The sequence below is a fragment of the Burkholderia ubonensis genome (assembly GCF_001718695.1).
GTDB lineage: Bacteria > Pseudomonadota > Gammaproteobacteria > Burkholderiales > Burkholderiaceae > Burkholderia > Burkholderia ubonensis_B.
In genome coordinates this window covers 816,155-829,070 of record NZ_CP013420.1, presented here as the reverse complement: position 1 = coordinate 829,070, position 12,916 = coordinate 816,155, and the positions used below count along the sequence as shown (strand labels likewise).

The 12,916-nt window shown below is 70.8% G+C and carries 4 protein-coding genes and 2 pseudogenes; all 6 read left to right on the top strand.

Features of this window, described 5'->3' with window-relative positions; genetic code table 11:
* The first annotated feature begins 4 nt into the window (after positions 1-4).
* The 6 genes and pseudogenes from WJ35_RS03760 to WJ35_RS32580 all read left to right on the top strand — a co-directional run bounded on the left by WJ35_RS03760 (position 5) and on the right by WJ35_RS32580 (position 12,717).
* A complete protein-coding gene (locus WJ35_RS03760; protein ID WP_069238761.1) occupies positions 5-4,975 on the top strand; it encodes a non-ribosomal peptide synthetase in 4,971 nt (1,656 codons plus the stop codon).
* Positions 4,976-5,164: 189 nt separating this feature from the next.
* Positions 5,165-6,531, top strand: a pseudogene (locus tag WJ35_RS03755) (lysine N(6)-hydroxylase/L-ornithine N(5)-oxygenase family protein).
* A 46-nt stretch (positions 6,532-6,577) separates the two neighbouring features.
* Positions 6,578-8,826, top strand: a pseudogene (locus WJ35_RS03750) (TonB-dependent siderophore receptor).
* Positions 8,827-8,913: 87 nt separating this feature from the next.
* Positions 8,914-9,771 carry a formyltransferase family protein gene (locus WJ35_RS03745; RefSeq protein WP_069238760.1) on the top strand — a complete coding sequence of 286 codons (858 nt, stop codon included), beginning with the start codon at positions 8,914-8,916 and terminating at the stop codon, positions 9,769-9,771.
* Complete coding sequence (locus tag WJ35_RS03740; protein WP_060238726.1) at positions 9,771-10,787, top strand: GNAT family N-acetyltransferase; 1,017 nt, start codon at positions 9,771-9,773, stop codon at positions 10,785-10,787. Before WJ35_RS03745 ends, WJ35_RS03740 begins: the two co-directional genes overlap by 1 nt.
* Before the next feature lie 493 nt (positions 10,788-11,280).
* Positions 11,281-12,717, top strand: coding sequence for a trypsin-like serine protease (locus tag WJ35_RS32580; protein ID WP_080484216.1), 1,437 nt, complete (start codon positions 11,281-11,283; stop codon positions 12,715-12,717).
* Positions 12,718-12,916: the final 199 nt, after the last annotated feature.

Genomic DNA, 12,916 nt, shown 5'->3' with positions numbered 1-12,916 from the left:
ACGGATGACGACGGTTCAACCCGACTGGCTGGCGCTCGCGACGCGTTTCGCGCAACTGCCCGACGCGCAGCGCGCGGTGTTCATCGACAAGCTCGGCGCGGCCGGCATCGATTTCCGCGTGCTGCCGATTCCGCCGCGCACACCGCGCGGCGAGTGCGTGCCGGCGTCGTTCGCGCAGACGCGGCTGTGGCTCCATCAGCGGCTGATCGATGCGAGCGACGCGTACCACATCACCGAGCGGCTCGCGCTGACGGGCCCGCTCGACGCGCATGCGCTGCGGCTCGCGTGCGACGCGCTGATCGCGCGCCACGAGGCGCTGCGCACGACCTTCGACGAAGCCGCCGACGGCGTCATGCAGACGATCCATCCGCCGCTGCGCTGCCCGTGGCGCGACACCGATCTCGAGGCGCTGCCGGCCGCGCAGCGGCGCGCGCAGGCCGAGCGCATCGCGACGGCCGACGAAGCCGAGCCGTTCGACCTCGGCACGCCGCCGCTGGTGCGCGCGCACCTGATCCGCCTTGACGCGACGCATCACCGGCTCGCGCTGACCGTGCATCACATCGTGTCGGACGGCTGGTCGTCGGGCGTGATGCTCGACGAACTCGCGGCGTTCTATCGCGCGTACGCGACCGACACGCCGGTGCCGCTCGCGCCGCTGCCGATCCAGTACGCGGACTACGCGCTGTGGCAGCGCCGCTGGCTCGACGCCGGCGAGCGCGACCGGCAGCTCGCGTTCTGGCGCGAACGGCTCGACCCGCAGCGCGGCGTGCTGGCGCTGCCCGGCGCCGCCGCGCGGCCGGCCCGCCGCAGCGCGCGCGGCGCGCGCCACGTGTTCTCGCTCGACGCGCCGCTCGCCGCGCGGCTGCGCGCGTTCGCCGCGGCCACCGGCGCCACGCCGTTCGCGGTGCTGCTCGCCGCGCTCGACGCGCTGCTCGCGCGCGCGAGCGGCGACGCGCGAATCTGCGTCGGCGTGCCGGCCGCGAACCGCGAGCGCGCGGAAACGGCCGGGCTGATCGGGTTCTTCGTCAACACGCTCGCGATCGACGTCGACGTGACGCAGGGCGACGGCTTCGCGGCGCTCGTCGCGCGCACGCAGCGCGCGCTCGTCGACGCGCAGATGCACCAGGACGTGCCGTTCGAGCAGGTGGTCGACGCGCTCGGCGTGCCGCGCAGCGCGAGCCACCATCCGCTGTTCCAGGTGATGGCCGCGTACGGCGAGCGCCGCGCGCTGCCGCCGCTCGGCGCATCCGGCAACGCGGTGGAAGTGGCCGTGCTGCCGTCCGGCACGCCGTCCGCGAAATTCGACCTGACGCTCGGCGTCGAGGCGACGCCGTCCGGCACGTTCGACGCCGCGTTCGTCTATGCACAGGATCTGTTCGACGCCGACGCGATCGCGCGGCTGGCGCAGCGCTTCGTCACGCTACTGGCCGATGCGCTCGCGCGGCCCGACGTGCCGGTCGGCGATCTCGACTGGCTGCCTGAAGCGGAGCGCGCGCAGCTCTTCGCGTGGAATGCGTCGCCCGACGCGGGTGACGAAGCGCCGTTCATTCCCGTGCACGCGCGGATCGCCGCGCATGCGCTGGCGCGCCCGGATGCGCGCGGCGTGGCCGACGTCGATCGCGCGCTGACGCGCGGCGAGGTCGATGCGCGCGCGGCGCGGCTCGCGCGCCGGCTGGTCGCGGCCGGCGTGCGCCCGGAAATGCGGGTCGGCGTCGCGCTGCAGCGCTCGGTCGACCTGCTCGTCGCGCTGATCGCGGTGCTGAAGTCCGGCGCGGCGTTCGTGCCGCTCGATCCCGCGCATCCGCGCGAGCGGCTTGCGCAGATCGTCGGCGACGCGCGCATCGAACACGTGCTGACCGACGCGCACAGCGCAGCCGCGCTCCCCGAATTGCCGTCGCTGCGCGTGTGGCGCGCGGATGCGATCGACGCGCTCGACGACGCTGCGCACGTCGCGCTGCCGGACGTGCTGCCGGGCCATGCGGCGTATGCGATCTACACGTCCGGCTCGACCGGCGCGCCGAAGGGCGTGATCGTCGACCACGCGTCGTTCGCGCGGCACTGCGCGGCGATCGCCGAGCGCTACGGCGCGGGCGAGGACGACGTGTTCCTGCTGTTCCAGTCGGTCAACTTCGACGGCGCGCACGAAGGCTGGTTTTCGCAATACATGTCGGGCGCGGCCGTGTCGGTGACGGCCGACGTGCTGTGGCCGCCCGCGCAGACCTGCGCGATGATGGTGCGCGACGGCGTGACGATGACCTACGTGCCGCCCGGCTGCGCCGCGCAGCTCGCCGAATGGGCGCTCGCGCACGGCGCGCCGCCGACGCTGCGCTCGCTGACGGTGGGCGGCGAGGCGACGTCGCGCGAGGCGTTCGCGATGCTGCGCCGCGCGCTGCCGAACGTGCGGGTGGTCAACGGCTACGGCCCGACCGAGACGGTCATCACGCCGACGCTGTGGATGTTCCGACCGGGCGACGACCTCGCGAAGCTCGGCGACGCCGCGTATCTGCCGATCGGCACGCTGGTCGGCGCGCGCACCGCGCACGTGCTCGACGCGCGCCTGCATCCGCTGCCGGTCGGCGTGATCGGCGAGCTGTATCTCGGCGGCGAGGGGATCGGCGTCGCGCGCGGCTATCTCGACCGGCCGGCGCTGACCGCCGAGCGCTTCGTGCCCGATCCGTACGGCGCGCCCGGCGCGCGCCTGTATCGCACGGGCGACCTCGTGCGGCGCCGCGCGGACGGCGTGTTCGACTTCATCGGCCGCGTCGATCACCAGGTGAAGCTGCGCGGGTTGCGGATCGAGCTCGGCGAGATCGAGGCGCAGCTCGCCGCGCACGACGCGGTGCGCGAAGCCTGCGCGGTCGTGCACGGGCATCGCGGCGACGCGCAGCTGGTCGCCTATGTCGAGCTGACCGACGACGCGCGCGCGGCCGCGCAGCCGGTCGATGCGGCGACGCTCGACGCGCACCTGCGCCGCACGCTGCCGGACTACATGGTGCCCGCGCAGATCATCGTGCTCGACGCGCTGCCGCGCAACGCGAACAGCAAGGTCGACCGCGCGCGGCTGCCCGCGCCGGTGCGCGTCGAGCGCGCGTACGAAGCGCCGCGCGACGGTGACGAGGCCGCGCTCGCGGCGATCTGGCAGGACGTGCTGAACGTCGCGCGGGTCGGCCGCGGCGACCACTTCTTCGAGCTCGGCGGCCATTCGCTCGCCGCGGTGCGGGTCGCGACGCGCGTCGCCGAGCGGCTCGGCCGCGACGTGCCGGTGCGCGCGCTGTTCGAGGCGCCGGTGCTCGCGCAGTATGCGCGGCAGGTCGCCGATGCGCCGCGCGCGGCGCACGATGGCGCGCCCGGCGCGGCGGCGCTGCGGCCCGACGCGCACGGCGTATGGCCGCTGTCGCCGGCGCAGCTCGGCCTGTGGTTCCTGTGGCGCGCGCAGCCGGACAGCGCCGCCTACGTGATTCCGGTCGCGCTGCGCATGCGCGGCCCGCTCGACACCGATGCGCTGCGCGCCGCGTTCGCGGACGCGGCGGCGGCCCATCCGGCGCTGCGCACGCGGCTCGTCGCGCGCGACGGCGCGCTGCCCGGGCAGCGGATCGACGCGCCGGCGCCGGTCGCGCTGCCGGTCGTCGACCTGTCCGCTTCGCCCGACGCGCTGGCGCGCGCGACCGCGCTGACCGACGACGACGCGCTGACGCCGTTCGACCTCGGCGCCGCCGCGCCGTTGTGGCGCGCGCGCGTGCTGCGGCTCGCCGACGACGATCATGTGCTGTCGATCGCGATCCATCACATCGTGTCGGACGGCGAATCGATCGAGCTGTGGCTGGATGCGATCCGGCGGCATTACGTTGCGCGGGTGCAGGGCGTCAACTTGCCGGTGGTCGCCAGCGCGCCGCTCGTGCTGCCGGCGCCGGGCGCGCCCGCGCGGGTTGCGTACTGGCGCGACGCGCTGGCCAACCTGCCGCGGCGCGTGCTGCCCGAGCGCGCCGACGCACCTGCCATTCCGCAATGGCGTGCGACGCGCACCGCGTTCGCGTTCGATGCGACGCTGATCCGCGCCGCGCGCGACGCCGCGTCCGCCGCGCACGCGACGCTGCCGATGCTGCTGCACGCGGCGCTCAACGCCGCGCTGTTCCGCGCGACGGGCGCGGCCGACCAGCCGGTCGGCGTGCTCGCGTCGACGCGCGAGCTGACCGGCGACGCCGCGCGCGACGCGCTCGGCCTGTTCATCAATGCGGTGGTCGTGCGCACGCGCCTCGACGCGGCCGACCGCCGCGCGGACGTGCTGGCCCGCGTGCGCGACGCGGCGCTGGCCGCCTATGCGCATGCGGACGTGCCGTTCGCGGACGTCGTCGCCGCGCTCGGCGCGCCGCGCGCGACGGCCGCGAATCCGCTGTTCCAGGTGATGTTCAACTACCTGCGCCCGACCGGCGCGGCCGCGCGCGACTGGGCGGGCCTGTCGCTCGCCGGATTCGACGACGTGCGGCACAGCGTGGTGTTCACGCTCGAGCTCGACGTCGTCGAGCATCCGGACGGCCGCGTGAGCGCGGCGTTCTCGTATGCGAACGAACTGCTCGACGCTGCGTTCGTCGCTGCGCTCGTCGACGTCTATCACGACGAGCTCGCGCGTTTCGCGGTCGCGCCCGAAGCGCGGCTCGGTGTGCCGGACGCGCGGTTCGCGGCGTCGACGGCCGCGCGTGCGCGCGTGGCCGACACGGCGCCGCAAGCGCGCCACGCCATCGCCGCACTGGCCGCGCTGTGGTCCGACACGTTTGCGTGCGCCGCGCCGCCGCCCGATGCCGATCTGTTCGCCGCCGGCGCGACGTCGTTCGACGTGGTGCGCTTCGTCGATGCCGCGTGCCGCGCCGGTCACGTGCTGACGGTGGCCGACGTGTTCGCCGCGCCGACGCTCGGCGCGCTCGGCGCGCGACTCGACGCGACGGCCGAAACGGCGCAGGAGGCGCGCGATGCCGGCTGAAGTGCGTGCGAACCGCTTCGCGCGATTCGATACCCGTCGCGTCGCGTTTCCGCCCGGCCGCCGCGCCGTGCGCGAGACGCGCCGACATCCGCGTCGTGCAGCCGCCGTGCCCGCGCGCGCGGCGCAACACGTTGTTCGCCGGCCGTCACGTCTGACGCGCCGGTTTCACCGACAAGGGAGCTGAGAGACATGCAGAGAGAAACCGTATTCGACCTGATCGGCGTCGGCTTCGGGCCGTCGAACCTGGCGCTTGCCGTGCGGCTCGCGGAGCGCAGCGGCACGCGCGCGCTCGCGCATTGCTTCGTCGAGCGGCAGCCGGCGTTCGGCTGGCATCGCGGCATGCTGCTCGACGACTGCCGGATGCAGATCTCGTTTCTGAAGGATCTGGTCACGATGCGCGACCCGACGAGCCGCTACACGTTCATCAACTACCTGTTCCAGCGCGGCCGGCTGAACGAGTTCATCAACCTGAAGAACTTCTATCCGACCCGCGTCGAGTTTCACGACTACCTGAGCTGGGTGGCCGACGCGTTCGACGAGCACGTCCATTACGGCGAGACCGTGACCGGCATCGAGCCGGTGCGCGGCAGCGGCGCGCGCATCGACGCGCTGCGCGTGCTGTCGCGCGACGCCGCCGGGCACGAGCGCCAGCGCGTCACGCGCGCGCTGTCGGTCGGCGTCGGCGGCGCGCCGGCGATCCCCGACGCGTTCGCCGCGCTCGGCCAGGACCGCGTGATCCATTCGTCGACGTACCTGGCGGACATCGGCCGGCTCGCGGGCGCCGGCGAGCGCCGCCGCATCGCGGTGATCGGCGCGGGCCAGAGCGCGGCCGAGGTGTTCATCGACCTCGCGCGGCGCTTCCCGCACGTCGACGCGAGCCTCGTGATGCGCGCGGGCGCGCTGAAGCCGGCCGACGACAGCCCGTTCGTCAACGAGATCTTCAGCCCGGCGTTCACCGACGTCGTCTACGCGCAGCCGCAGGACGCGCGCCGCGCGCTGCTCGAACGCTACCGCGACACGAACTACGCGGTGGTCGACCGGCCGCTGATCGAGCAGATCTACGAAATGCTGTACCTGCAGCGCATCGACGGCGCGCCGCGCCACGCGCTGCTCGCGAACCGCGCGATCGAGGCGGCCCGGCCGCGCGCACCGCGACCGGCCAGATCGAGCTGACGCTGCGCGACCGCCTGAGCGGCGACACGCATACCGAGCGCTTCGACGGCCTCGTGCTCGCGACCGGCTACCGGCGCGACACGCACACGGCGCTGCTCGACGGGCTCGCGCCGCATCTGGGCGACGCGCTCGCGCGCGGCGACGTGACGCGCGACTACCGGCTCGACACGCCGGAGCACTTCGCGCCGCGCATCTATCTGCAGGGCTGCTGCGAAGGCAGCCACGGCTTGTCCGACACGCTGCTGTCGGTGCTCGCGCGCCGCGCGGACGAAATCTGCGCGTCGCTCGAAAGCGGGCGCGCGCAGCCGGACGACGACGTCCGGCCGCCACGGACACGACAGGAAATCGGGGTGAGCGCGGGCCGGCTGGCCGTAGCGCTTTGACAAAAAGGGCGGCCGGGAGGCCGCCAAACAAGTGGAGCAACGAAAGATGGAGTGGGTAACAGGGACACGTCGAGGGACACGTCGAGGCACGCGTCGAGGCACACATCGGCGTGCGATCGCGGCCGCGGCAGGCGTGGCGTTTTATGCGGCGGCAGGCCAGGCGATGGCCCAGGCGGCGCCGAACCCTGCGGCGAAGGCGGACCCCGCCGCGCAGGCAAACGGCGCGGCGCCCGGCACGCTGCCGGCGATCAGCGTCAACGCGGCGTCGGAAGGCAGCGGCACGGTCGGGCTCGTCGCGCGGCGCAGCCGGACCGGCACGAAGACCGACACGCCGATCAGCGAAATCCCGCAGACGATCAACGTCGTCACCGCGCAGCAGATCGAGATGACGGGTGCGACCGACGTGAACCAGGCGCTGCGCTATATCCCGGGTTTCTCGTCGTACGGCTCGGACAACCGTTCCGACTGGTACGCGGCGCTGCGCGGCTTCACGCCGACCGCCTACGTGAACGGGCTGCAGGTGCCGAATACGATCAACCTCGCGAGCTGGCGCGTCGACCCGTACATGATCGACAGCATCACCGTGCTGCGCGGGCCGACGTCGGTGCTGTACGGCGCGGGCGACCCGGGCGCGATCGTCGACGTGCAGACCAAGCTCGCCGACGGCGAGCGCGTGCGTGAAGCGGGCGTCGAGATCGGCAACTATGCGCGCAAGCAGTTCATGTTCGACGTCGGCGACAAGCTCGACGCCGACGGCAAGTACGCGTACCGCTTCGTCGGCGTCGCGCGCGACGGCAACGCGCTGACCGGCCCGAACAACGACCAGCGCGTCGCGCTCGCGCCGTCGTTCCGCTGGCGGCCGAACGCGGACACGTCGCTGACGGTGTCGGCGACCTATCTGCAGGACTGGGGCGACATCTCGTCGAACTTCCTGCCCGCGCAGGGCACGGTGCTGGGGAACCCGAACGGGCAACTGTGTCGAAGGACGTGTACCTGGGCGACCCGGGCTTCAACCATTACCGCAAGAAGCAGTGGTCGCTCGGCTACCAGTTCGAGCACAACCTGAACGCGATCTGGACGGTGCGCCAGAACGTGCGCTGGATGCACCTGTCGCTCGACAACGGCTCGGTGTGGGGCGCGGGCTTCGTCGACGGCAGCACGACCGACGTGTCGCGCTGGGCGGGCCTGTTCCAGATGAACTACAGCCGCTTCGACATCGACAACAACGCGCAGGCGCGCTTCGCCACCGGGCCGCTCGAGCACACGCTGCTGCTCGGCTTCCAGTACAACCGGCAGACCTCGACCGACAGCGAATGGGTCGCGGCGGCGCCGGCCGTGAATCTCTACAACACCGTGTCGCCGCCGGTGACGAACGCGATCTTCTCGGACCCGAACGCCACCTTCCGCACCGACACGTACACGACGATGAACACGTTCGGCGTGTACGCGCAGGACCAGGTCAAGTGGAACCGCTGGGTGCTGACGCTCGGCGGCCGCGAGGACTGGGTGAACATGCGGCAGGACGACCGCGCGGGCGGCACGCAGTCGAAGGCGGACGTCACCGCGTTCAGCGGGCGCGTGGGCCTTGCGTTCCAGGGCGACTACGGGCTGTCGCCGTACGTCAGCTACGCGACGTCGTTCAACCCGCTGATCGGCGTGAACCTGTTCGGCGGCGGGCTGGCCAAGCCGACGCGCGGCAAGCAGATCGAGCTGGGCCTGCGCTGGCAGCCGCCCGGCAAGAACCTGATGCTGAACGCGGCGATCTACCAGATCAACCAGACCAACGGGATCACGCCGACGCCGACGAGCCTCGATCCGGCCGGCACGACGTCGGTGCAGACGGGCGAGGTGCGCTCGCGCGGCATCGAGCTGAGCGCGACCGGCAAGGTGAGCCCGAACCTGTCGATCATCGCGTCGTACGTGTACCAGGACGTGAAGAACATCAAGGCGAACGACGCGTCGCTGAACAACTGGCCGGTCGACATCCCGCGGCCCCGCCAGATGGCGTCGCTGTGGGCCGACTGGACGTGGCACACGGGGCCGCTCGCCGGCTTCGGGCTCGGCGGCGGCGTGCGCTACCAGAGCGCGTCGGCCGGCGCGGCCGACAACTCGCTGTCGGTCGCGAGCTACACGGTCTACGACGCGGCGATCCACTACGACGTGCGCAACTGGCGTTTCGCGGTGAACGCGACGAACCTGTTCAACCGCCGCTACATCAGCGGCTGCCAGTCGTATTCGGTCTGCATGTTCGGCAACGAGCGCACCGTGGTCGCCACCGCGAAATACAACTGGTGACGGCGCGCGCCGCGGCGTGCGGGCCGGCCTTCGCGGGGGCCGGCGCCTGCGCGTCGCGGCGGCGGCGTCCTTTTCCCATCACGACCCATGCCGAAGAAAAATCTCGTCTACATCCAGTCGCTGCGCAACGGCGCGGCCGATCGCGCCGGACAGCCGGTCGCTTACAAGGGCGGCACGCGCTACATGAAGGCGCCGCTCGAATTCCTCGTCGAGCGGCTCAACGGCTCGGCGCTCGGCGAGCGCTACACGCTCGCGGGCGTGATCGTCGACGACGACGACGGCTCGCCCGCCGACTGCGCGAAGCTCGCCGACTACGGCTTCGCGCGCACGCCCGGGCGGCCCTGGCTGCTGCCGGACGGCCTCACGGTGCAGGGCCGGCCGGTCGACGAGCTGTTCTGCGCGATTCCGTCGACGTACCGCCGGCTGCCGCGCGATGTCCACGCCGTCCACGCCGCGAGTGAGCGCGCGGCGGGCAAGGCGGCGTTCGAGCGCCGGCTGCTCGAGCGGCTGCTCGAACTGAACGCCGACGTCGTCGTGCTCGACGGGCTGCTCGTGATCCTCGACGAGCTGGTGCGGCCGGGTGCGCGCTTTCACCGGCGCATCGCGAACATCCACCCGGGCATCACCGAGGACGGCTCGCCGTTCCAGCGGCGCGGCGCGTACGCGACGCTCGATGCGCTGCACGGCGCGCGCGGCGAGCGGGTCGACTGGGCGAGCGGCGCGACGTCGGCGATCGAGCCGGTGACGATGACGGGCGCGTCGTTCCACTACGTCGACAACGGCATCGATTCCGGCGAAGTGATCTGCGACGTGCTCGACACGCCGATCGCGCCGGACGACACGATTCTCGAACTGCGCTGGAACAACTTCCAGCGCAGCCTGTTTCCGGCGCTCGAGCGGGGGCTTGGCATCCTCGCGGACCGCCACGACGCGGGGGCCTTGTGATGACCGACACGCTGACGAACCCTGCCGATCCGGCGGATGCTGCCGATTTCGCCGCGCCTGCGCGTGAGGCGGCATCCGCATCCGCATCCGCGGCGCACGACGCCGATCGCGTCCTCGACGCATGGCGGCCCGACGATCCGCCGGCCGCGCTGCTCGCCGAATTCGCCGCGCTGTTCAACACGGACACGCCGCGCGCGTCGGCGACGCTCGCCGTGCCGCTCGCGGGCGCCGATCCCGCGGCGGTCGCGGCGTATGTCGGGCGCGCGGTGCGCGAGGGCGTGATCGACGACGCGCGGCCCGTGGACGGCCGGCTGCACCTGAGCGCGTCGCGCGCGACGTTCTGGCAGCATCCGCAGCCGTGGCTGAAGGCGCCGGGCTCGGGCGGCATGCCGCTGCGCTATGCGGTGACGAACGAGCGACGTCATCCGGTGCGCGCGCCGAGCTTGCCCGGCGAGATCTACGCGCGCTACATGCCGCAGGTCGGCATGACCTTCAGCCTGCGCACGGTCGACGTCGACGCGCACGCGGACCTGTTCAGCGGCTGGATGAACCTCGATCGCGTCGCGCAGTTCTGGGACCAGCGCGGCACGCGCGACGAGCACGCCGCGTATCTCGCGGAACGGCTCGCCGATCCGCACATGCACCCGATGATCGGCTACTTCGACGACACGCCGTTCGGCTATTTCGAGTTCTACTGGGCGAAGGAGGACCGCCTTGCGCCGTTCTACGACGCGCACGACTACGATCGCGGGCTGCATCTGCTGATCGGCGATTCGCGCTTCCAGAGCGCGGGCAAGCTGCACGCGTGGTGGAGCGGGGTGCTGCATTACATGTTCGTCGACGAGCCGCGCACGCAGCGGCTCGTCGGCGAGCCGCGCGTCGATCACGTGCGGCATATCGCGTACATGCACCGGCTCGGCTTCCATACGCTGAAGGAGTTCGATTTCCCGCACAAGCGCGCGGCGCTGGTGATGATCGACCGGGATACGTTCTTCGAGACGTTCCGGTTGCCGTGACGGGGCGGCGCGACAGCGGCGCGAGCGCACGGGTGTCGCGAGGTTGCCGGCGAATGCGGAGGCTCGCGCGGACATCGCCGGAATAGGGCGTCTGTGCGCACGCGCGTCGGCATGCCGGCAATTCGTTCGATGCCGGAGGCGAAGCCGACTGCGGTGATTCCCGTGTTTCGCCGGAATGCGAAAGTTCTATCTGGAAAATCGCTGACTCAGCCAGCTATGGTTTTGCGAATAAACAATATGAGAAACGCGAAATCATTAATCGCATTTCCATTTTAGATGCCGCGATTTGTATAAATTCGGTCAATGGGACGAGTTCGAATTTACGAATTCGTCGCCTCGATCCAACGGCCTGCCCAGTTATAACCGAACCTTTTCTCTCATCGCGATACGCTCTGGTCGGCGATATGGCTGGCGCCCGGCTGCAACCTGTCGCGATCGAAGCAATATGGATAAATCTGCATTTTCCGGGCAATAAATCCATCGGAGAGAAAACGTGAAAAAGATAATCGTGAGCGCAGGCCTGGCGGCATTGGTGGCGTCTTCGGCGGCGCACGCTTTGCGGATCGACGAAGCGACCTTCAAGTATTACGGCGGCGATAGCGCAGACCTGGCGAACAGCATCAAGACGCACAACGACCAACTGCGCGCGTTCAGTTATGAGACGCCGTGGCTCGCGGTCGGAGAGGTCGGTGGCTGCACCGCGACATGGCTTGGCGACAACGGGGGATGGACCTACGTGCTGACTGCCGCGCATTGCGCCGGCTATCAAGGCACCGAGACAGCCGTAACCAAGCGCTTCACGACGCTCGATCGCCGCGTAGTCGCATCGGGCCGGGGCACGGCGTACGTGCCGCCGCAGCGGATCAACAAGCCGGCGGGAATGGGCGGCGCGTCGACCGATATCGCGATCCTGAAGCTGCCGACGCTCCACCCGATAGCGGACGTGCTCGGCAAGCCGGTCGAGCGGCCGATCCTGAACGACGATCCTCACGAGAAAGACCGCGACGTCATTTTCGTCGGCTATGGAAGCTGGGGTGTCGGCGCGAAGGGCAGCGGTTCGTACTGGCCGGCGAACGGCGAGCGACGGCTGTACGGGCGCAGCCGGATCGACAGCATCTTCGAGCTCGGCTACGGAATCGGCGCGAGCTATCGCTCTGCCGGGCCGTCCCCGTTCTGGACGCGCACTGCGTCGGGCGATAGCGGGTCGGCCTGGTGGCAGATTCGCGATGGCAAGCCGGTCATCATCGCGACGACCAATGGCGGCGGCGACAACTATTCGACCGGCGCGCGCGTATCGAAGTACGTGGACTGGATCAAGTCGGTCTATCCGGAAGCGCGCTTCCTGTCGGCCGAGCAGCCGGCGGGCTGCATCGTCAGCCTGCAGACCGCCGCGAGATATTGCCTGCCGGTGGGGCAGCGCTCCGGTTATGCATTGCCGTCGTGGATCTATGCGCACGACGTGTTCGTCGATGCGGCACCGGGCACCGCGGTGATGCTGTCGGATTGGGACAACCTGTCCTACAACCGGATCGCGACGTTCGTCGGCACGGTCGAGAACGGCGGTCTCAAGCAGGTGAAGGCCGTCAACGGACAGGTGCTCGATTTTTCAAGGCCGCATTCGATGCGCGTCGTGCGCGATACGACGCCGCTCGGCTGTATCGTCAGCCTGACGTCGGGCGCGAAGTATTGCCTGCCGGCGGGGCAGCGGTCGGGGCGTGCGCTGCCGTCCTGGATTTATGCAAACGAAGTCCAGGTTGAAGCGGCCGCGGGGATCGCGGTGATGCTGTCGGATACGGACGACCTCGCGTTCAACCGCGTCGCGACCTTCACCGGCTTGACGCAGAACTGGGAGTTGAAGAAGGCGAAAGCCTGGAACGGCGAAGACCTCGATTTTTCGCGACCGAAGTCGATGCGCGTCGTTCAGCAATGATGTCGGGGCGTTGAGGTGCTGCGCGGCATGGGCGCGAAGCCCGTGCCGCGTGCCATGCCGGCGGCGTCGCCGGTTCCGCGAGAAACGCGCCGCGGAAGGCGTCGAGATGTCCATCGGCGTCGCCGCCGAATTCGCCGGGTAGCAGCGTAACCACGCCGGGTCGTGCGTTCACTTGAACCCTGGCGTACACAAAAGATGT